The sequence below is a fragment of the Klebsiella sp. X13 genome, assembly GCF_003323835.1.
In the GTDB taxonomy this organism is placed as follows: domain Bacteria; phylum Pseudomonadota; class Gammaproteobacteria; order Enterobacterales; family Enterobacteriaceae; genus Klebsiella; species Klebsiella ornithinolytica.
The window spans coordinates 4,302,170-4,322,366 of record NZ_CP030874.1 but is presented as its reverse complement, the minus strand read 5'-3'; the positions used below and the strand labels follow the sequence as shown (position 1 = coordinate 4,322,366).

Here is a 20,197-nt window from a genome sequence, read left to right as displayed (position 1 = left end):
AAATTTTATTGATTTGGTAAAACAGTTGCATCACTAAAGGAGATCGCAATGACGTTACCGAGTGGACACCTCAAGAGTAAGCTGATTAAGAAATTCACGGCTCTTGGCCCTTATATTCGTGAAGAACAGTGTGAAGACAACCGCTTCTTTTTCGATTGCCTGGCAGTTTGCGTCAATGTAAAACCCGCCCCGGAAAAACGAGAGTTCTGGGGATGGTGGATGGAGATGGAAGCGCAGGCATCACGCTTCACTTACAGCTATCAGTTTGGCCTGTTCGATAAAGAAGGGAGCTGGCGGCCGGTGGCTATTGACGATCCGGAAGTCAGCGAGAAACTTGAGAAAACGCTGCGTGATTTCCACGATCGGGCTAACGCATTGCTGGCGACATTCAGCCTGAAGCTGGAACCCGCCGATGACTTTAGCGAGCCGCTCAGACTGCGCGCCTGATATCTCGCCGATTATCTGGTTATATCGAAAAAAATCCACGCCCGAGCGCGTGGATTTTTTTATTCCTTTACCCGCCCTCAAACTGCCAGATTTTCATTAATCACTGGTGTCGTTGAGTGATGTCGGACTTATTTCCATAACCCTGTTTATAGGATTTTTCTTAGAAGCGCGCCGTGCCGAGGAAATGTGTTCCAAGAGAATGCCTGAACAGGCTATCCGTGTTACCGTCACCACATGGCCCTGTAAAATAAAGATATTTATGAAGATTGTATTACTAATGAGTCTGTTAAGCCTGTTTCTTTCTCCGGCATTTGCCGGGACTGCAGTGAAATTGTCCTGCTCGTTACGCAAAAGCGTGACGATCTCAAAATTCCATTACCAGCTGTCGACAATGAAATGGGGCGATCACTTCCAGGTTGCTGCCGGAATAAGACAGGCGCAAACCAAAAGCAATGTCCCGTTTCGCGTGACGCGTTTTCAAAATGGCGACGATCTGGTCTTTTTCCCCGACAGCCAGGACTATTATTTCTTCTATTCCGGGATGGCGACACCTGACCGCTGCATTGTACAGGAGACGTATTCCTATCCGGTTGTTGAGCTACCGCGCTACAAGAAAAGCGAGTAGCCGGCGGCGCAAACAGAGCCCGAAGGGTTACCCCATCGGGACTCCGCTGCCTGGAACGGACGTGAATTAAAGGCCAATACACATGTATTTGATTTCTAAGTAGTCTTCAATGCCATACTTCGAGCCTTCGCGGCCCAGACCGGAAGCCTTCACGCCACCAAACGGGGCGACTTCGTTGGAAATCAGCCCGGTATTGATGCCCACAATCCCATACTCCAGCGCTTCGCCGACGCGGAAAACGCGGCTCAAATCACGGGCATAGAAGTAGGCGGCGAGGCCAAATTCAGTATCGTTGGCCTGGCGGATGACATCCGCTTCATCTGTGAAGCGGAACAGAGGAGCCAACGGGCCGAACGTCTCTTCTTTCGCCACTTTTGCACCGTCGGGAACATCGACCAGAATAGTCGGCTGAAAGAAGTTGCCGCCGAGGGCATCCACTTTCCCGCCGGTGATGACCCGGGCGCCTTTCCCGACGGCATCGGCAATATGTTCCTGCACTTTGGCAATGGCTTTCTCATCAATCAACGGTCCGGTTGTGACCCCCGCCTGAAGGCCGTCGCCGAGGTGCAGCTGCTCCACCGCCTGCTGCAGTTTTTCGGCAAAACGCGCATACACCCCGTCCTGCACGTACAGGCGATTGGCGCAGACGCAGGTCTGCCCGGCGTTACGAAACTTCGACGCCATGGCGCCTTCTACCGCTTTATCCAGATCGGCATCGTCAAACACGATAAACGGCGCGTTACCGCCCAGTTCGAGCGAAACTTTTTTGATGTCCTGGGCACACTGCGCCATCAGCTGGCGGCCGATTTCCGTGGAGCCGGTAAACGACAGCTTACGCACCAGCGGGTTGCCGGTCAGTTCATTACCTACCGCGCTGGCGGAGCCGGTCACCACGTTAAATACGCCGTCAGGGATCCCGGCGCGTCTGGCCAGTTCGGCCAGCGCCAGCGCGGAAAAAGGGGTCTGGCTGGCGGGTTTGAGTACCATTGTGCAGCCGGCGGCTAACGCCGGGCCGGCTTTACGGGTGATCATCGCCGCCGGAAAATTCCACGGCGTGATCGCGGCGGTAACGCCAATCGGCTGTTTAATCACGATCAGGCGCTTATCGGCCTGATGACCGGGAATGGTATCGCCATAAATGCGTTTTCCCTCTTCGGCAAACCATTCGATAAATGAAGCGGCGTAGCCAATCTCGCCTTTTGCTTCTGCCAGCGGTTTGCCCTGCTCCAGGGTCATCAGTCGGGCCAGATCGTCCTGGTTTGCCATCATCAGATCGAACCAGCGGCGCAGGATCGCGGCGCGCTCTTTTGCCGTTAGCTGTCGCCAGGCGGGAAGGGCGCGATGGGCGGCCTGGATCGCATCGCGCGTCTCTTCTGCGCCCATTTTAGGGACTGAGCCCAGCACCTCTCCGTTCGCCGGGTTGGTCACCGTAATGACATCGCTGCTGAGGGCATCACGCCACTCACCATTGATAAATGCCTGCTGGCGGAACAAGGTTAGGTCATTCAGTTGCATGGTTATTTCCTGTCTCAGAAGGTTAACGGTTGAACGGCGTACTCCAGCGTAGCGGAGAATCAAAAGCGGCGTTTGCGATAGCCTTCACGTTTACCAACGTCTCTCGGCGCGAACCCGCGTCATGCCCGGTAAAGACTTTTCCGGCCCTCTTCTTTTACGCCAGCCAGGTACGCCTGTGTTTGTTTAGTGTAGTCGCCAGAGTCAGATGACAGCAGCGACTAAACAGTGACTAAACAGCGATGACGACGTTTTCACGATGTAAAACCAGCGTCTGAATTCGCGACGCCTGCCACAAAATTCACACATCATGCGCGATGACGGGGGGAAGCAACTTGCTTTTATCTGGCGAGGCGAATACGGTCTGTAACGTTACACTAAAACGTTACAGTAGAAATTTACCCTCCGGTTATGAGTGAAGTCCCTGGCGATTTAGCGAGGCCCGAAGGTGCTACAGACACCTCAACGGTACGTGAAAGGATAACGATGATGAAAATGACACAGTTTTGTTCGGCCAGACGTTTTTTAGCTTTTGCTTGTTTGAGCTCGGCCCTGATAGCGGGAAGTGCGGTGAGCGCCTTAGCCCATGCGGCGCTCAACTTCCGCGTTTATTCTTCTCTCCCCGCGGACGACTCCTCGGCGCACTACATCTGGTTCAGCCGTTTTCAGGAAAACATTAACAACAATGCGAAATTGAAAGGGCAAATTAAGCTCAACTATTTTGCCAACGGCATGTTGGGCAAAGAGGCCGATGCGACGCAGCAGGTTCGCATTGGCGCAATTAATATGATGATCTCCGGTACATCCATTTGGGCCACGCTGGTACCTGAAATGGGCGTCCTGGATCTGGGTTATTTATTTAAAGATTACAGTCAGGTAGGGAAAGCGCTGGACGGCAGCGCCGGGGAAAAACTCTCCGCCTTAATGATGGATAAAGCCAACGTGATGGTGCTCGGCTACGGCTTTAACCTCGGCGCGCGTAATATTTATACCAAAAAGGTGATTGAAAAGCCGGAGGATTTAAAGAACCTGAAAATTCGCGTGCTGCCGGTGCCTAATTTCATTGCCACGTTAAACCATATGGGGGCGGTGGCGATCCCGATGCCGGGCGGTGAAGTCTATTCCAGCCTGCAAATGGGCGTTATTGACGGCGTAGAGCACGATGCCCCGACGATTTATGCGAGCAAATATTATGAAATCATCAAAAACGGCACCCTGACTCGCCACAGCTACAACCCGCTGATGATTGCGATGAATAAAAAGAGTTTCGAACAAATCCCGCCGGAGCTGCGTGCGGACGTGCTGGCGGCGGCGAAAGAAGCGACGGACTATGAACGCATGCAAGCGGGTAAAAAAGAACAGGAAGCAATAAAGAACCTTGAAGCAAAAGGGGTGACGTTCCGCGAAACCGATCGCCAGTTCTTCTATCAGCAGGTGCAGCCCGTGTGGCAGTCGTTCCTCAAGCAATATCCGGATATGAAGCCCATCGTTGATGAAATTACCGCGGCGGCAAAAGACCCGTCATGATCGGCGCCGCTTAACCCGCCCGTGCCACGGCGGGGTTAAGCGGTGAGATTGGCAATCTTGTGGAGAAGATTCAACATGGCTGATATCTCTATTAAAGCAAAGGACGGGTGCGTTGCCCTTGCGCTATTGGGCAAACTGAGCCGCTTTTTAACCACCTTAACCGCCTGGGCCGGAGCGCTGGTGCTGTTTATCAACGTGCTGGTGGTGTTTGCATCCGTCATCTGGCGCTATGCGCTGCACTCGCCCATTCATTGGGCCGAAGAGGTGGCTCGCGCGCTGATGATTGCGCTGGTGTTTTTCGGCGTGGCCACCTCGACGGCGAAAGGGGGTCATATTGGCGTCGATCTGTTCCTGCGTTTCCTGCCTGAACGGGTTCGACCCTATGTCGTTCATGCCAGCCGCTGGATCCTGTTTCTGGTCTCGGTTGGGCTCGTCGTTTCCAGCTACGACCTGGTGCAGGCCGCGCGATTGCAAACCACGGAGACCGGTTTACCGCAGACAATCTACGTCATTCCGGTGCTGATTGGTTCGCTGGTTATGATGGTGGCGGCGCTGGAGCTGGCCTTGCGAGAACGTGTTCGGGTTGTGCTGTTCAGCGGCCTTGGCATTGTGGTTCTGGCCGCCATTGGCTATATGAAACTTTCGCTCATGGCCGATCCCGCCAGCGCTGCTGCCGGGCTAATGCTGATCTGCTTTGTGCTCGGTATTCTCGCCGGCGTACCGATTGCGTTTACCCTTGGTCTGTCGGCGATGGTGTTCTTTATCTGCGATCCGTCATTACCGTTTGTCTTTTTCTCCCAGCAGGTCGCGGCGGGGGTAGATCACTTCGTGCTGTTGGCTATTCCGTTCTTCCTGCTTGCCGGTGCCGCCATGGAGATCAACGGGATGTCAACGCGGCTCGTTGAACTTATCGTGCGTGGCATGGGGCGCTTTCGCGGCGGACTCAATATGACTACCGTACTGTCGATGGCCTTTTTCTCCGGGATCTCCGGCTCCAAACTGGCAGATGTTGCGGCGGTTGGCGGCGTGCTGATGCCGGCGGTGCGTCGGGCTAAACAGGATGGCGAAGAGGCCGCCGGGGTGTTTGCCGCCTCGGCCGTGATGGCCGAAACAATCCCACCTTGCGTGAATCTGATTGTTATGGGCTTTGTCGCGAACATCTCGATTGGCGCGCTGTTTATTGCAGGCCTGGTGCCCGCCGTCTGCCTGCTGGTACTGCTGATGATTGCCGCCAACCGGTTTGGCGGCAAAATCAACGTTAGCGAAGCGTATCCGGTATTACGGCCGCGCACGCAGCTCTACCTTGGTGCCGCCGTTGGGCTGGTGATGATCTTTATGATTGGCCGCGGCGTCATGATGGGGATCGCCACCTCGACAGAAATCTCAGCTTTTGCAGTGATTTACGCCATCGTCGTCGGTCGCCTTGCATTTCGTGAACTGACGTTCAAAGCGACGGTAAAAATGTTTATCGATATCGCCGCCATGTCCGGAGTGCTGCTGTTTATCGTCGCCTGCGCCACCAGCCTTTCTTATGCGCTGACGATACAGATGATCCCGCAGCAAATAGCGGAATTACTGGTCAGCATTGGGGTTGAGCAGGGAGCCTGGCTGTTTCTGCTATTAACCATCGTTATTCTGGTTATTTTTGGCGCCGTTCTGGAAGGGGCTCCGGCGCTGATTATCTTTGCGCCGATTCTGGTACCGATCGCCGTTCAGCTTGGTTTCAGCCCGCTGCATTTCGGCATCATTATGATTATGGCAATGGGTTTTGGTCTCTTTTCACCGCCTATCGGACTCGGTCTTTATACCACTTGCGCCATTTGCGGCGTGGAGATGAAACACGTTATTCGGCCCATGGCAAAATATCTGGCGGTAGTCTTCGTCGGGATTATTATCGTGGCTATGGTCCCACCATTAACAACATGGTTGCCGGGGCTCGCTGGTTATTAATTGTGAATCCAGTCGTCAACAGTATTCCGTTATTTAAACACGGTTAAAAGAGGCGTCCTGTCAATATCGGCAGGGCGCAAGGTCAACAGGTATCGCTCAGGTTCTGATATTTAACACGCCTGCAGGTGGGGATAACAACGTCCTGAATCTCTCGCTGATAAATATTATGCGCCGATGGCGGATTTATTCTGAAACAGGAGTATGCAATGGGGTCATTAACGGGAAAGAAAGTTTTTATTACTGGCGCTGAGCAAGGTATTGGTAAAGAGACTGCGAGAAAATTAATTGAGGCCGGATGTGATATCTATATTCACTATTTCAGCGGTGAAGAAGGCCCCAGAGAATTAATCGCGATTGCCCAACAGCGGGGAGGCAAGGCCGCCTGCGGCTATGCGGATTTGACCAACGAGGCGGATGCGGCGCGCTGCGTTGCCGAGGGGGCAGCGTTCTTAGGTGGCATCGATATTCTGGTGAATAACGTCGGGGGAATTATTGCCCGCAAATGGCTCGGTGAAATTGACCCGCAGTTCTGGCGTACCGTCATTGATGTCAATATGACGACCATGCTCAATGTGACTCAATCGGCGCTGCCGTGGTTAAAAGAGGCGACTGACGGCGCGAGTATCGTCAATCTCGCCTCGTTAGCCGGACGCTCCGGCGGGCACTCCGGATCGCTGGTCTATTCGATGACTAAAGGCGCGGTGCTGACGTGGACCCGCTCCCTTGCCGCAGAGCTTGGCGAGTTTGGTATTCGGGTGAATGCGGTGGCGCCAGGGCTGATTCTGGGGACACGTTTTCATAACCAGCATACCACTCAGGCCTCGGCCGATCGGACTATCGAAGATATTCCGCTGGGAAGAGCCGGTACGCCTGAAGATATCGCACGCGCGATCTGCTTCCTTGCCTCGGAATACGATGGCTTTATCTCCGGGGCGACTCTGGATATTAACGGCGGTATTTATCGGGCATAAATCTCAGGGCGGGTTATATCCCGCCCATATTAAGAGAACGTAGTCATGATCAAAACAGAAATTATTCATCCGGATTTGCTCCAGGCGTTGGCCCAGTGTGGCCATAAAGCCAATATTCTTATCGCCGATGCTAATTATTCATTTTTAACCAACTCATCTCCGCGGGCGCGGATTATTTATCTCAATTTTTCCCCGGGTTTAATTAGCAGCGTGGTCATCCTGCAAAAAATGCTCGGCTACATCAATATTGAAAAAGCTGTGCTGATGTCCTGCCCGGATGATTTTGATAATACGATTGCGCGTGAATATCGCACTCTGCTTGCTGAGTCGACCGCAGTGGAATATGTGACCCGGGAGGCCTTTTACGCGCTGGCGAAATCGTCGGATACCCTGCTGGTTGTCGCCTCTGGCGAGACCCGCCGCTTTGCCAATATTCTGCTCACCGTCGGCCCGACGCTACTGTGACGCGGGAGAAGGGCAACGTGTTCTTCTCCCGTCACAGGCACAAACACAGCGGCGCGAGAGTCAGACCTCGGGCGCATCGCGTACCGACTGACGGCACACCAGGGAAGGCGTAAACAGAAACTCCTGCGGCGGGAGGGAGGGGTTGTCCGTCCGCTCAATCAGGCGTTGTACCATGACCTCCGCCATATCACTCAGCGGAGGCATCACCGAACTTAATCTGGGATAAACCAGCCCGGAGAGCGGGATGTTATCGATGCCGATGATGGAGATCTCTCCCGGCACGCTAATCCCGGCTTCGTGCAGGCCGGCCATCAGCCCAATGCCGAGCGCGTCATTAATTGCCACAATACCGTCAGGACGGCGCGATTGGCGGCAGATTTTTTGCGCCAGCGATCGGCCCAGTTCGGTCATTTCCGCATCACCGTACGCCGCTTGCGTCTTCTCCTCGACAATCATGCCCTCACGAAATAGCCCGTGGCGTTGCACCGCGCTGAGAAAGCCTTCGATTTTATGGGCGCGGCTCGGGATCATACCGGCGACGGTGGCGAAGGTCAGGTGTCGGCACCCGCGCGCAATCAGATGCTCTGTGGCTAAACGTCCGGCTTCGACGTTATCCATGGATACGCTGTCGAGCGCCAGACCGCCGGAACCGGCGCTGGCCGGCATACGACTGTCGTAGTTGACCATGATCATGCCCTGAGAGGCGGCACGCACAAAATGCGGTTTTTCAATATCACCGGCGGCGACAATAATGCCGCGCACGCCGTGGGCAAACATATCTTCCAGAAAGGCTTCTTCTTCTTCAATCTGACGGTAGGTGTTACCAATCAGCACGCGATAAAAGCGCTTTTTTGCCGCCAGATCCACTTCACGGACCAGCGAGGCGAAGCTGGGGTTGACGATGGACGGAACCAGCAGGCCGATCATTTTGGCCTGGCCCGTTTTCAGCTGCTGGGCGACGCGATTAGGAAAGTAATTGAGCGTTTGCATGCTTTGCTGGATACGCGCCAGCGTCTCTTCGCGCATCTGGTCGGTACGGCCATTGAGCACGTTGGATACGGTGCTGACGGACACGCCAGCATGCTTTGCGACATCGCGAATGTTTGCCATACATCTCCTTTGCAGCGGTGGGCGAGGCGCGGACGAGAGCGATTCTCCGCGCCGCTTTATACGGGGTCGACAAGCCTGATCCTGCATCGTTTTCTGATGAGGATCATCAACAATAACGGTTTAGTGTAACGTTACAGCTGGTGCTGTCAATGCGCTTGCAAACGGCAAGTGATGTCAGCCACGCGACTGCGCCCCAGGCTGCGGGAAACCGCAGGCCCTTTATTTAACCCGGTCCGACACACCGTCGGGGATGTTTCCCGTCGGCATAGCCATCCATGCAGACAGTGAGGAGGTGCGAAAGGAGACAAACGAGAACGGGTGGCGTCTCGTGGTCATCGTGAGGCTTCCTGACCTGCGATGGTAAACTAATGACCCGTTGATATTAAAAGATTTATTGCTGGCGACAATGCGTTACGCTGTGCACGGCAGCGCGTTAAGCGCGACGTTAACTGCCGCTAACAATCGCGCTTCTGAGACACCGTCGCGCGCCTGAACGGAAAGACCATGCAAAAAGACGGCGAAATAGTCTCCCAGACTGTCGGCATCGGTTGTATCCGGTAGCTCGCCGTTATCCACCGCCTGTCTCAGTCGGTCGATGATCTGTTGCGTGCGTTGCAGGCGGTGCTCGGCCAGCCAGGTTTTGATCTCATCATTTTCCGCGCTGACACTCGCGGCAGAGGCGACGACCATACATCCTCGCGGTAATTCCGCCTGGCTGTACAGGCGCACGGCGTCGACAAGCATCTTTTTGATCGCCTCCTGCACGTTGTTCTCAGCGGTGAAGGCCCGATCTGCAAACCCGCCTTCCTGGCTTTCATAATGGGCGATGGCCTGTCGGAACAACTGTTCTTTTGAACCGAACGCTTTGTAAATGCGCGCGGAAGCGATGCCAAGTTCTGCCACTAAATCCGACATTGACGTACCTTCATATCCCTGTCGCCAGAAGAGATTGCGCGCCTTCAAAAGCGCATATTCGCGATCAAATTCGCGCGGTCTGCCTGCCATTGTGCTGCTCCATTTTGCCTGCCGTTCAGTCACACAGGATCGCTTAAACCTGCGCTATTACCAAAGAATTTATAAATTTTTCTTGTGGTTCTCCGATTTTATTCCTATTGTTTGTCAATCGACAAACAATAGGAGTTTACGATGAAAACCATCAAAGGCCCAAGCCTGCATCTCGCCCAATTCAGTGATGGGATAGCCCCGTTCAACAGCTTGCCTGCGATTGCCCGATGGGCTTCGGAAACCGGCTTCAAAGCATTGCAAATTCCGGCATGGGATCGGCGTCTGTTTGATGTAGCCACCGCGGCGGAGAGCCAGACCTACTGCGATGACCTCACCGGAATGCTGGCGGAACATGGCCTGGTCGTCAGTGAACTGACCAGCCATATTTTCGGCCAGCTGATGGCGGTACATCCGGCTTACGACGCCATGTGCGACAGTTTTGCGCCGTCGGCACTGCATGGTGATCCGCAGGCGCGCGGTGAATGGGCGCGGCAGCAGCTGCTGTTGGCCGTCAAAGCCTCAGCACGGCTTGGTCTCAGCGAGCTGGGCACGTTCTCCGGCTCGCTGGCCTGGCCCTATCTGTTTCCGTTCCCGCAGCGTCCGGCAGGGTTAATCGAAGCGGCTTTCGACGAGTTGGCCAGACGTTGGCTGCCGGTACTCAATGCCTGCGATGAGCAGGGTATTAACCTGTGTTATGAAATCCACCCGTGCGAAGATCTGCATGATGGGGTGACGTTCGAAATGTTTCATCAGCGGGTAGGGGAACACCCTCGCTGTCAGGTACTTTTCGATCCCAGCCACATGGTGCTTCAGCAGCTTAACTATCTGGAGTTTATTGATATTTATAAAGATGTTATTGGCATGTTTCACGCCAAGGATGCCGAGTTTAATCCCACCGGTCGCCAGGGCATCTATGGTGGCTATCAATCGTGGATTGACCGTGCAGGCCGTTTTCGCTCGTTGGGGGATGGTCAGGTTGATTTTAATGGCATCTTCTCGAAGCTGGCACAATATGACTATTCCGGCTGGGCTACCCTGGAGTGGGAATGTTGCCTGAAACACCCGCAGGACGGCGCCCGGGAAGGTGCTGCTTTCATCCGCGACCACCTCATTAACGTCACTGATAAAGTGTTCGACGATTTCGCCGGCGCACAGGTTAATCCTCATCAGATCAATACATTACTCGGCATTCGCTAAGCCGTAATATCACAGGGAGTCCCCCATGAAACAGCCATATGACGAGATCCTGGAACAGGATCCCGGGACGCAACACGTCTATACGAAGGTAAACGGACAACGCATCCACTGCGTTGTCGCAGGGAAAGGGCAGCCAGTCCTGCTGATCCCCGGATGGCCGCAGACCTGGTATACCTGGCGCCATGTTATGCGTGCACTGGCCGCGGCTGGTTTTCAGGCGATAGCCGTAGACCCGCCCGGCATCGGCGATTCGGACAAACCGCGCGACGGTTACGACACCGGAAGTATCGCCGTGATGTTGCATACGATGATGACGCAACTGGGACATTCGCGTTACCGTCTGGTGGGGCACGATGTCGGCATGTGGATTGGCTACGCTATGGCGAGCGATTTTCCGCAGGCCGTTGAGCGCCTGGTGCTGACAGAAGCGGTGATCCCTGGTCTTGCTCCGCCACCGCCGATTTTTGTCGCGCCGGAGGAGAACATTTTTCTGTGGCACTTCATGTTCAATCAGTTGACTGATTTACCTGAAACCTTGACCTACGGGCGTGAATCACAGTATCTCACCTATATTTTCAACCGCTGGTCCCATCGCCGCGATCGGGTCGCCGCAGAGGTTTACATTGCCGCTTATTCGACTCCGGGTGGATTGCGAGCGGGTTTTGAGTACTATCGGGCGATCCCGGAAACCATTCGACAGAATCAATTACGCGCGCAAACGCCATTAACCATGCCGGTACTAACAATCGGTGCGGAGCACGCGACGGGGGATGCGCCGCTGGTCACCTTACGAGGCAACGCGCATGATTTGCGCGGCGAGACGGTGGCCGACTGCGGACATTTTATTACCGAAGAGTGCCATGAGGTTTTTATCACGCTGATTGTGCCATTTCTGTCAGAGGGGACCTGTTATGCCGCTTGATAAGCGTATTGCCGAGTTTTTGGCCTCTTTGGCGGGAACACCGGCGCCCGTGTCGCTGACCGATATGAGAATGGCGACAGAAACGGGTTTGCGCCAGCTGCAGGGCAAAGGGGAAATGAGCGGAGGTATTAAGGATTATATCGTTGTCGCTGATGACGGCCATCGCATTATGCTTCGCGCCTATAAGCCCGTAGCGGCAAATGACGGGAGCGCCCGGCCAGCAATGCTGTTTGCCCACGGCGGCGGTTGGTGTCTGGGGTCTCTGGCGCTGTACGATCAACCTTGCCAGGCATTGGCTAACGCGACGGGCCGGATAATTCTGTCGGTTGATTACCGGCTGGCGCCAGAATATCCGTTTCCTCGCCCCCTGGAAGATGTCTATCAGGCACTATGCTGGGTTTACGAGCAGGCGCATCGTCTGGGTATAGATGCCAGTCGGTTAGCGGTGGGCGGCGATAGCGCTGGAGGAAATATGGCTGCGGCTACGGCATTGTTGGCTCGGGACCGCGGGGGGCCTCATATCGAGCATCAGCTGTTGTTGTATCCAGCGTTAAGTCGCGATATGGCGACGGAGAGCTACCGGGAGTTTGCCGAAGGCTACTTTTTAACGCGAGATGCGATGGCGTTTTGCTGGGACAACTATCTTGGCCTGCGTCGTCATCCCTACGCCGAACCGCTGCATGCCGCTTCACTCAGCGGCTTACCTCCGGCCACCATTTTGAGCTGCGAATATGATCCGTTACGCGATGAGGCTGAAGATTATGCGCAACGGCTTCAGAAAGCTGGCGTTAAGGTGCGCAGCGAGCGATTGCAGGGGATGGTCCATGCCTGTATCCATATGTCAGGTCTGACCCCGGCGACAGGCCAGCTATTCGAGCTCGCCCGCGGTTAACGGAAGGCGTGCAGCCAAAAAAGCACATTGCAACGGCGCGGCCGGTGGTTTACAGCCGCGATAATCATCCGCTCAGGCATTTTTGCCCTCCCGATTTTCAGCTCGCATTAGCTGTAATCAGTGCCGGTTCAACCCCACAATGCCTGCAAATGGACCGGCATTTTCCGCCCCGACATGCATCGCAATTTTACTTAACATGTTGAGCCGCACTGACGGTTTAACCTCAGCGACTGGCTGCGCCTGCATACGGGAAAATAGCGTTGGAAATGTCTCTATGATGGCGGAGGCATCTGGTGCAGGCATTTGGCTGTCTTTTCAACAGTATTTCGAACTTACGCGCGTAATGACAACGAAACTGCCGGTTCTTGCTGCCATTAGGTTCGACAAGCAAAGATAGCCCCTGCCGGTAGTCGGAAGACGTTCAACACCGACGATAATGATAAGTAAAGGGACCGTTGCGGCCCCTGTGGTATTATGCGGTTGGGCACTCGTTCCAGGCGTCTGTATACTGGATATTACCGTCATGAATCTTCCAGGTGATCTTTTCGTACTGCATAGCCACCGATTCCATGTGATTCATTTTGTCATTGGCGGCAAGTTTGCAGTTAGGTACACCGCAGTTCACGCCTGTGATCTTCACGTTTTCCATCAGGACGGAGTAATAAGCTACCTCTTGCCCTGAGTTGTTGATGTGGTAGAAACGAATCTCCGCGCTTTTCAGCGTCTGACCCGTTGCAGCAGCCTTATAAAGATAAGGTGTAGAGCTATCAACTTCTTTTTCAATCATCATCGATGAATGCTGGCGTGTGCCAGTAATTTTACCGTTGGCATTGTCTACAGGTAAGTTAATACCGTGGCTCAGTCCGATAATCTCAATACTGCCGTCACGATCCTGAACATCTACAGATCCTTTAATGTCTGCGCCGCCATCATCTTTAAGCCACATATACGGAGGAATTGGTATTTCATTTGCTCTGTATTTTTCTGATTAACTTCATCGTTATGAGATAAATTGCTGTTGCTGCTGTGATCTCAGTAATGAATGCAATATAGAAAAACACATCTTCTATATTCTCGACTCCTGCATCGTCGTCGCCATAAAACAGGTGTATAACCCAATAGCCAAAGTCATGGTTAACCCATAAGTACGGATCGCCTAAGGTGCGCCCGATAACAAGCAGGATTAACAGAAAGTAGGCAACCCTGGCTAATCTACGGGCAAGTGTTCGAGCCATTCGCTACTACCTCAATCGTGCCGTATGAGTCTAAATTTTTTCCCGGTACTGTCTCTTTCATTGTTCGTAAAAGAGCGCCACGCAGTCTGTTGAAGTCGGATTGGTGAGCAAGGGTTATGCAGCCGTCAGAAACCTGGCCCGGATGGAGTCTAAAGCTACCTCTGGAAATACCCTTGTAAAATGTGGTGTCGTCAACCATATCGTCAGCCCGATACAGGGCGAACCATTCAGAATGATCAACGTGATACATGAAGGTGCTTTTAAATAAGTCGATACCCCACGCCCTAATCTGGTTTAGCTTGCTTCCGGTTGGCCTGTCTACGATGTAATACTTTCCCGGAGGTAGTGGACCATCATTGATTATCATCCCACACGCGCCTTTGTTCTTATAAAGACCATTGCCAGAAAAGGCCATGAACACGCCGATACCGTCAAAAGTAAGCGGTACGTAATCAGCCCCGCTTAGTATTAACTTTCCATGTAGAGCCATATTAACCCTTTATTTTACATAGGTATTGATCGTTAATCGTACAGCTACGCAATCAGACAGGGGAAAGTTTTCTTCCGGGAAAGTTCTGATTTTAGACAATAGAAGCCATTTAGCGCCGTGTTGGGCATGCCAACATTAAGCGCCGAAGGTTCATCAACATGTGTCTTGCCAGTTAACTGCTCTCTTATCGAGTACCGATCTTTTATGGCTCGGTGGACGGCCCGGCAGAGCCAGACCCTTTCCCGGACTGGTTAGGATTCCCAACATTTGCTCGTTTATCCGTGGCGTGTCATCACGACAGGCTGTAACGAGACACCGGGCTAAATGTGGAACGGTTTAAAAGTTGTGGGATTGTTTCGGGATGCGGGCAGCGTCATCAGCTTCGAATTGATAGCGGTTCGTAGAGACTGTTCCCGCTTTGTACCTGTTCGAGATTTACAACTACAGGCCGCCAGGTGCTCTAACATCTCTGAGTAGTCACCGTTAACCATAGCGGCAACTGTTGGTCATAGAATCCCTAAAAAAAGATCGTAACTTGAGACCAGAAGTCTCCACAAATGATTATTTTTAATGGATTTTATTGTGTGAGTGCCGATAATAGGAGTCGAACCTACGACCTTCGCAGACTCTAATGAATTATCTACAAAGCCTAGCTAACCGATTGATTAAACTTAGTTAATTAGACTTTTCACCAGCAACAAAAGGTATATATCAACCCTGAAACTGCCCCGACAAAATATCAGGGGTTTACATGACTTACAAGCGTGACAGATATCTGATTCTCGACCATTGCGGGGTTTACATGGTGCGAATCGTTATACCGTCCTACATGAAGCCTTACTTCAACGGTAAGCGCTACTACATGAAATCCACAGCCACCAAAGATATCAGGCAAGCAAGGCTTTTCAGGGATGCTGTAGCGGTAGAGTTCATCAAGCTAAGGGAACAGCTTAAGCCAAAACAAAACGGCTCAAAGGTTGAGCAGATAATCAATGAACTACGTGGTATCAGCAACTTTGCAAAGGAATCACCAGTGAATTACGGGGCTAATATCGAGCGCTGTCCTACACTAATACATATACGTGACCTTTATTTGCTGCAATATAGCGATAAACGCAAACTAACAACACTATCAAAGATAACTAAAGCCGTTGAGTTAATTCTTTCTCACATTAAAAAGCGTGATTCACAGCTTCAGGATATTAACAGAACGGTAGTAACCGGATGGCTTGACCAACTGAAAAAAGAGAAAGCAACTCAAACGCTACAAAACTATATAAGCGCACTGGCTCAACTATTCGATTTTGCAAAGAATCGTTATCACGATGCACCTAAAGATAATCCTTTCAGAGGGCACAGGTTAGAGGCCAAAGGTTCACATGATAGTTATGAACCTTTCCTTATTTCTGAGTTAAGCAAGGTCTTTGAGTTACTCAATGATGAGATGAAACAGGTAACCTTAATCGGCCTTTATTCAGGAATGAGATTGAATGAAATTTGTAGCCTCACCACTGATGATATTGTGACAGAGGAAAACGTAAGGTGTTTACGCATCTCAAAAGGCAAAACAAAGAATGCAGCCCGATTAGTCCCCGTTCACCCTTCAATTAACGGGCTTATTGACAAGTTGATTCAAAATCATACGGATAAGTTTCTTTTCAGACACGCAGCGTTAACAGACAGGGCTGATGGTAAGCGCTCTGCATGGCATACACAGCAATTCACCAGAGCAAAGCGAAAGGCTTTAGGCGAGAAGGAAACAGAGAGGAAAGTCTTTCACTCATTGCGTGGTATGTTCATCACCGAACTTGACCGCCTCAAAGTGCCTGAAGACCGGATAGCGCTTCTTGTAGGCCATGAAAGGGGGAGTACAGAGTCTTTCAAGACTTACAGTCAAGGGGCTTCACTTAAAGAGCTTGCTCAGTACGTGGAACAGGTCAATTTTGACAGTATAGCTTGACGGCTTTACGTTTTCATATTTCAAAAGTGCATAAACAGTCGATTAGTGATTGATTATCCTGGTTTTTGTCACAGTGAAGCGCAAATAATAATTAAGCGTATTGTTAAAGAGATTCGAATCAACACGGCTGGAAAGAAATGTGATGTCTTATTACACAACGGACTGAAATTATTAAATTTTCCACTCGATAAAGTAGTTGACGGTGCTCGATGGCTGGAGATTTTACCGCTGATTGATGGTGATGAATTCGATTTTGAAGGGTTCTCGACTAAGCCGCGACACATAGCCTTAGAAGAGGCTCCAGAGTGGGTGAAAGAGATGGAAGAGCAACCTAATCAGCCGCTGTGAAAAGTTTGCTTACAGAGTATGCTGAAGAGGTAAAATGATGATGCGAAATTACTTCTGAGGGGTGGAAAAATGGCTTCTGCTGTAACGGAATTACAATCTTTGGCTGAAAATGTTGAGACAGACATACTCACTCTTTTTCTCAAAGCAAAGAGTATTGCTATGAGCATGGAGGATAATGATTTTTTAGAATGGTTGAATTGTGAAATAAACGGCTACCAAGTAACAGGAACCATACCAGATTATCGTGTTGGGGTCGGGAAAATTAGTGCGTGGGATGTAGAGCTAAAAAGAACACTTGATTTCGACTTTGGAAAAGCGACACCAGAGCAAATTAATGTTTTTTCGACTTACAAGATTGCTAACCCCATCTCCACGATTATAGAGTTAGCTGAAGAGCGTGTGGAGTGGCAACTCATGATGCCATTGGAATTAAAAAATATTTTACTTAAAGAGCGGGGGAAAGGTATTGAGCTTTACTGGGATATTCACATTGGTAAAATTCAAGGAATACTCTTTGCTGTTCGAAACAAGATTCACGACTGGGCAACTCTTGTTATAACCAAAAGTGGGGCGCAAGATGTTACCATGCTTGCTAATGATAAGGTGGTTTCAGTTATGACTGTTAACAATATTAATAACTTTAACGGCAACGTGCATAATGCTGGTGCTATTGGTGCTGGCAATACCGGAGATATTCACCAACAGAACAGTATTACTTCAGGTGATTTTAACTCCCTTGCGCGTCAGCTAAAAGAGCAGGGGCTTGATGATGCTGATGTCAAAGAGTTGGAGCAGCTTGTTAAACAGACTGCTAAACCGACTTCAAAAGATGAGGTTGAAAAGGGCTTTGGGTCTTGGATTGGTAAGATTACGGGAAAGGCTTTCACTGGAGGGCTTAAAATCGCTGGTGCAGCCGCTCCTGCTTTACTAACTAATGCGCTTTGCCACTACTTTAACATTCCTGTCTGACATCAGGTTAAGGCCGCTATTATCTGACGGTCTTTCTTTTTCATTCATGAAAAGTGCATGGTTATACATTAATAACTCATGAATGCTGATTAATTTGAATGATTATTCATTTATTTAACAGTAATTAACAGCTCTCTTACACTCCATGTTTTCTTCTCAGAAGGCTTGCCAGCGCTGACCTCAAGCCATTTTTCTGTTCTGTGGTGATTACAGTGAACTTACTGGTAATTTACACACTGTTTCCAGTCTGGTTAAGGTATACCTCAAGAGGCACCGATTTACTGAACCAGTTCACCCCAAAAATGATTTATTGAACCATACAAAACAGACTGATATAATTGAACCATCTTAAACAGACTGCTACGGTTCACTATCATGACTTCACGTGTTTATGCGTACCTCAGAGCTTCAACGAAAGAGCAAGACGCCTCACGCGCTAAACAGCAGCTTGATGAATTCGCTCAATCCAACGGCATGACCATAGCCACCTACTTCACGGAAAATGAATCCGGTGCATCTCTTCAACGCCCTGAACTGTTCAGACTACTAGACATTGCACAGAAAGGTGATGTGATGCTTGTGGAACAGGTAGACCGCCTGTCACGTTTAAGCGGTGAAGACTGGAACAAGTTACGGTCACTGATTAATGAGAAAGGTGTGAGGGTGGTTGCCTTAGACCTGCCAACAAGCCACCAGCTTATTCAGTCAGGGGATGAATTCACCAGCAGAATGCTGGAAGCATTGAACGGAATGATGTTGGACATGTTAGCGGCCATTGCCAGAAAGGATTACACAGACCGTAAGAGAAGACAGGCTCAGGGCATTGTAAAGGCCAAATCAGACGGTAAGTACAAAGGCCGTCCAGAGGACACACAGCGCAATGAGAGAATAGCCAGGCTGTTACAGGCTGGTATGTCCTACACTGACGTAATGGACACGGTGAATTGCTCAAGGGCAACGGTGGCAAAGGTCAGTAAGAGCCTCAAAGAATTAGCTTAATTTAACTGGTGAAGAGTCACGCCCTGCTTTGTGCGGGGCTTTCTGATTGATTTCATTGTAGATATGTTGAGAAATTGCTTGTTAACCGCTACTTTCTCAGGTTCGCCTTCTAAGCAGGTATTCATCTGCTCATCAAATCTTCCAGACCTTCACAGATATGTTCCAGTAATCAATGAAGGCCGAAAATAACGAGTGACACCCTGATTTTACGGAAAAATTTTCATCAGTAATTTTCTGGCCTCATCTCTTAAATCATCGTTCACACGATTAGACGCAATAATTAGCCTTAATGCTTCTTCACTTGCCCCTGCGGAAATGATTGCTCTCGCTTTACTGGTGCGGCTCCCACAGCTTTTTTCTGTGTATCCTTCCTGAGTATGCAGCAGTTCAATGAGGTCAGCACGTGAAATGGTTGTGTTGGCAAACTTGCTGTAATACGTCACAAAGCACCCCATACCAATAGCTTTAAGGTAGGTGTGTAATTTTTCGTCATCCATTGAGAGGCCCTTAGGAGAATATCTGAGGGAATTGTAACCCTCTGAAAGTCATCTTAACCAGTGGGTAAACTGAGATGAAAGGTTTGATGTCTGGATCCGGCTTATGCTTACCGTTATCCCTGTACCATTGTTTCTGGCATTCAACACAAGCCATGCAGCTTGAATAATGTTCACTAGCACCATGTCTCTTGCAGATGTGAACAAAGAAACGCTGACCGCGTGCTCTGGCAATCTTTGCCGCAGCAGTTTTTCGGATGGTGAAGTCTTCGTTTCCGGTAAGAAACAAAAATCGGTTTGATGTCTGTACAGTAGGTTTCATTCTTCCAGTCTCCGGTGTGGAAAATCATTCAGCCCACCAGCGATTAACGCTTGATGGGAAGGAACCCTTTTCACCGTGATGGATTGCCTATGGCTTAACAGATGGGAAAGTCTGAAAAGTTGCAATTCACAATATTGCTGTAGGGTGAGGTGACTCAACAATTTGGGGTTGTTTAGTATTCACTCTTATTGTGAATGTCTGCCATTTGATAAATCTCTTTAGATATGGCTGGACTAGTTGAACTCTCAAGCTATCCCGACTCAACGGGGGCTTAAGCAACGACACCAGATATTCCCACAACTCAAAGAGAACTCATCTCTAACAGGTTGATTATTATATCAAACGCAATGGTTTGATGCAATTGTAACCTGAGCTATTTTAGCGCTCTCTGAGGGCTTATGATGGGCCTTGAGGGGAGAATGTATGGTTGATATTGGGAACGCTTCAGAATGGCATACAGGGGTTCTGATAGGCTATCTGAATAGATGACAAGGCGAAAGCAAGAAGCATGACAACGCGAAGCCATGCGAATGTTGAAAGGATAATTCCTTGATTGGTGATTCCACATCTTAACAGTAATCTTTAAAGGTATTGATTAAGTATCTTTGAAGAGATAATAAGATTTTAATGGCTTTTGGCGTAAGCCATTTTCTTATTGTAGTATTCAATTAGTGATAATCAGAAACTTTAAAGGTCTTAATGCATTATATCAATCGTAAAAAATCCGTCAATAGCAAAAAGTGCTAAATATGTATTT

Annotated in this window: 20 protein-coding genes; 13 read left to right on the top strand and 7 right to left on the bottom strand. The window is 50.5% G+C overall.

All coding sequences use genetic code 11. The features are described from left to right. Window positions 1-48 precede the first annotated feature (48 nt). Window positions 49-447, top strand: coding sequence for a sigma factor-binding protein Crl (crl, locus tag DSD31_RS20570; RefSeq protein ID WP_004858274.1), 399 nt, complete (start codon window positions 49-51; stop codon window positions 445-447). Between the two features lie 259 nt (window positions 448-706). Next, window positions 707-1,072 (top strand): hypothetical protein, encoded by a 366-nt coding sequence (locus DSD31_RS26525; RefSeq protein WP_032717161.1) that lies wholly within the window; start codon window positions 707-709, stop codon window positions 1,070-1,072. Between the two features lie 66 nt (window positions 1,073-1,138). On the opposite strand, the gene gabD is transcribed toward DSD31_RS26525, so the two are convergent. Continuing rightward, entirely contained in the window at window positions 1,139-2,587 is a 1,449-nt protein-coding gene (gene gabD / locus DSD31_RS20555; RefSeq protein WP_004858280.1) for an NADP-dependent succinate-semialdehyde dehydrogenase, read from the bottom strand. 567 nt (window positions 2,588-3,154) lie between these two features. Here gabD and DSD31_RS20550 point away from each other — a divergent pair. The 4 genes from DSD31_RS20550 to DSD31_RS20535 all read left to right on the top strand — a co-directional run bounded on the left by DSD31_RS20550 (window position 3,155) and on the right by DSD31_RS20535 (window position 7,497). Beyond that, window positions 3,155-4,111 carry a TRAP transporter substrate-binding protein gene (locus DSD31_RS20550; protein ID WP_224050084.1) on the top strand — a complete coding sequence of 319 codons (957 nt, stop codon included), beginning with the start codon at window positions 3,155-3,157 and terminating at the stop codon, window positions 4,109-4,111. Between the two features lie 75 nt (window positions 4,112-4,186). After that, a complete protein-coding gene (locus tag DSD31_RS20545; RefSeq protein WP_004858284.1) occupies window positions 4,187-6,061 on the top strand; it encodes a TRAP transporter large permease in 1,875 nt (624 codons plus the stop codon). 206 nt (window positions 6,062-6,267) lie between these two features. Then, the gene (locus tag DSD31_RS20540) at window positions 6,268-7,032 is read left to right on the top strand and encodes an SDR family NAD(P)-dependent oxidoreductase (RefSeq protein ID WP_015585083.1); all 765 of its coding nucleotides are present in this window, start codon (window positions 6,268-6,270) and stop codon (window positions 7,030-7,032) included. Between the two features lie 45 nt (window positions 7,033-7,077). Beyond that, window positions 7,078-7,497 (top strand): RbsD/FucU family protein, encoded by a 420-nt coding sequence (locus tag DSD31_RS20535; protein ID WP_015585082.1) that lies wholly within the window; start codon window positions 7,078-7,080, stop codon window positions 7,495-7,497. Window positions 7,498-7,557: 60 nt separating this feature from the next. On the opposite strand, the gene DSD31_RS20530 is transcribed toward DSD31_RS20535, so the two are convergent. Next, window positions 7,558-8,607, bottom strand: a complete 1,050-nt coding sequence (locus DSD31_RS20530; RefSeq protein WP_004858294.1) for a LacI family DNA-binding transcriptional regulator — start codon at window positions 8,605-8,607, stop codon at window positions 7,558-7,560. A 411-nt stretch (window positions 8,608-9,018) separates the two neighbouring features. Continuing rightward, on the bottom strand, window positions 9,019-9,612 hold the full coding sequence (locus DSD31_RS20525) for a TetR/AcrR family transcriptional regulator (protein ID WP_113991287.1): 594 nt from the start codon (window positions 9,610-9,612) through the stop codon (window positions 9,019-9,021). Between the two features lie 141 nt (window positions 9,613-9,753). On the opposite strand from DSD31_RS20525, the gene DSD31_RS20520 reads away from it, so the two are divergent. The 3 genes from DSD31_RS20520 to DSD31_RS20510 are packed head-to-tail and all read left to right on the top strand — an operon-like array spanning window position 9,754 to window position 12,623. Next, window positions 9,754-10,809, top strand: coding sequence for a sugar phosphate isomerase/epimerase family protein (locus tag DSD31_RS20520; RefSeq protein ID WP_004858304.1), 1,056 nt, complete (start codon window positions 9,754-9,756; stop codon window positions 10,807-10,809). 25 nt (window positions 10,810-10,834) lie between these two features. Further along, window positions 10,835-11,731: an alpha/beta fold hydrolase gene (locus DSD31_RS20515; protein ID WP_113991286.1), complete on the top strand. Its 897-nt coding sequence runs from the start codon at window positions 10,835-10,837 to the stop codon at window positions 11,729-11,731. Then, a complete protein-coding gene (locus tag DSD31_RS20510; protein ID WP_064357469.1) occupies window positions 11,721-12,623 on the top strand; it encodes an alpha/beta hydrolase in 903 nt (300 codons plus the stop codon). Before DSD31_RS20515 ends, DSD31_RS20510 begins: the two co-directional genes overlap by 11 nt. Before the next feature lie 472 nt (window positions 12,624-13,095). Here DSD31_RS20510 and DSD31_RS20500 read toward each other — a convergent pair whose 3' ends face one another. The 3 genes from DSD31_RS20500 to DSD31_RS20490 are packed head-to-tail and all read right to left on the bottom strand — an operon-like array spanning window position 13,096 to window position 14,225. Next, window positions 13,096-13,587: an Hcp family type VI secretion system effector gene (locus DSD31_RS20500; protein ID WP_113991284.1), complete on the bottom strand. Its 492-nt coding sequence runs from the start codon at window positions 13,585-13,587 to the stop codon at window positions 13,096-13,098. A 1-nt stretch (window position 13,588) separates the two neighbouring features. Continuing rightward, complete coding sequence (locus DSD31_RS20495) at window positions 13,589-13,858, bottom strand: hypothetical protein (protein ID WP_113991283.1); 270 nt, start codon at window positions 13,856-13,858, stop codon at window positions 13,589-13,591. Then, window positions 13,836-14,225 carry a DUF2778 domain-containing protein gene (locus tag DSD31_RS20490; RefSeq protein ID WP_369974018.1) on the bottom strand — a complete coding sequence of 130 codons (390 nt, stop codon included), beginning with the start codon at window positions 14,223-14,225 and terminating at the stop codon, window positions 13,836-13,838. Before DSD31_RS20490 ends, DSD31_RS20495 begins: the two co-directional genes overlap by 23 nt. 874 nt (window positions 14,226-15,099) lie before the next feature. On the opposite strand from DSD31_RS20490, the gene DSD31_RS20485 reads away from it, so the two are divergent. The 4 genes from DSD31_RS20485 to DSD31_RS20470 all read left to right on the top strand — a co-directional run bounded on the left by DSD31_RS20485 (window position 15,100) and on the right by DSD31_RS20470 (window position 18,624). After that, window positions 15,100-16,308 (top strand): tyrosine-type recombinase/integrase, encoded by a 1,209-nt coding sequence (locus tag DSD31_RS20485; RefSeq protein WP_094909186.1) that lies wholly within the window; start codon window positions 15,100-15,102, stop codon window positions 16,306-16,308. 45 nt (window positions 16,309-16,353) lie between these two features. Further along, on the top strand, window positions 16,354-16,656 hold the full coding sequence (locus DSD31_RS20480; protein WP_224256550.1) for a hypothetical protein: 303 nt from the start codon (window positions 16,354-16,356) through the stop codon (window positions 16,654-16,656). 69 nt (window positions 16,657-16,725) lie between these two features. After that, entirely contained in the window at window positions 16,726-17,625 is a 900-nt protein-coding gene (locus DSD31_RS20475) for an AbiTii domain-containing protein (RefSeq protein ID WP_094909187.1), read from the top strand. A 375-nt stretch (window positions 17,626-18,000) separates the two neighbouring features. Continuing rightward, window positions 18,001-18,624, top strand: a complete 624-nt coding sequence (locus tag DSD31_RS20470) for a recombinase family protein (RefSeq protein ID WP_094909188.1) — start codon at window positions 18,001-18,003, stop codon at window positions 18,622-18,624. Between the two features lie 206 nt (window positions 18,625-18,830). Here DSD31_RS20470 and DSD31_RS20465 read toward each other — a convergent pair whose 3' ends face one another. Continuing rightward, entirely contained in the window at window positions 18,831-19,121 is a 291-nt protein-coding gene (locus tag DSD31_RS20465; protein WP_032453058.1) for a hypothetical protein, read from the bottom strand. Window positions 19,122-20,197: the final 1,076 nt, after the last annotated feature.

Excerpts from the sequence above, each read along its gene's own strand:
- DSD31_RS20540 (WP_015585083.1), top strand. The coding sequence starts at position 6,268 with ATGGGGTCATTAACGGGAAAGAAAGTTTTTATTACTGGCGCTGAGCAA.
- DSD31_RS20465 (WP_032453058.1), bottom strand. The coding sequence starts at position 19,121 with ATGGATGACGAAAAATTACACACCTACCTTAAAGCTATTGGTATGGGG.
- DSD31_RS20545 (WP_004858284.1), top strand. The coding sequence starts at position 4,187 with ATGGCTGATATCTCTATTAAAGCAAAGGACGGGTGCGTTGCCCTTGCG.
- DSD31_RS20525 (WP_113991287.1), bottom strand. The coding sequence starts at position 9,612 with ATGGCAGGCAGACCGCGCGAATTTGATCGCGAATATGCGCTTTTGAAG.
- DSD31_RS20475 (WP_094909187.1), top strand. The coding sequence starts at position 16,726 with ATGGCTTCTGCTGTAACGGAATTACAATCTTTGGCTGAAAATGTTGAG.
- DSD31_RS20490 (WP_369974018.1), bottom strand. The coding sequence starts at position 14,225 with ATGATAATCAATGATGGTCCACTACCTCCGGGAAAGTATTACATCGTA.
- crl (WP_004858274.1), top strand. The coding sequence starts at position 49 with ATGACGTTACCGAGTGGACACCTCAAGAGTAAGCTGATTAAGAAATTC.
- DSD31_RS20535 (WP_015585082.1), top strand. The coding sequence starts at position 7,078 with ATGATCAAAACAGAAATTATTCATCCGGATTTGCTCCAGGCGTTGGCC.
- DSD31_RS26525 (WP_032717161.1), top strand. The coding sequence starts at position 707 with ATGAAGATTGTATTACTAATGAGTCTGTTAAGCCTGTTTCTTTCTCCG.
- DSD31_RS20470 (WP_094909188.1), top strand. The coding sequence starts at position 18,001 with ATGACTTCACGTGTTTATGCGTACCTCAGAGCTTCAACGAAAGAGCAA.
- DSD31_RS20515 (WP_113991286.1), top strand. The coding sequence starts at position 10,835 with ATGAAACAGCCATATGACGAGATCCTGGAACAGGATCCCGGGACGCAA.
- DSD31_RS20530 (WP_004858294.1), bottom strand. The coding sequence starts at position 8,607 with ATGGCAAACATTCGCGATGTCGCAAAGCATGCTGGCGTGTCCGTCAGC.
- DSD31_RS20510 (WP_064357469.1), top strand. The coding sequence starts at position 11,721 with ATGCCGCTTGATAAGCGTATTGCCGAGTTTTTGGCCTCTTTGGCGGGA.
- DSD31_RS20520 (WP_004858304.1), top strand. The coding sequence starts at position 9,754 with ATGAAAACCATCAAAGGCCCAAGCCTGCATCTCGCCCAATTCAGTGAT.
- DSD31_RS20485 (WP_094909186.1), top strand. The coding sequence starts at position 15,100 with ATGACTTACAAGCGTGACAGATATCTGATTCTCGACCATTGCGGGGTT.
- gabD (WP_004858280.1), bottom strand. The coding sequence starts at position 2,587 with ATGCAACTGAATGACCTAACCTTGTTCCGCCAGCAGGCATTTATCAAT.
- DSD31_RS20495 (WP_113991283.1), bottom strand. The coding sequence starts at position 13,858 with ATGGCTCGAACACTTGCCCGTAGATTAGCCAGGGTTGCCTACTTTCTG.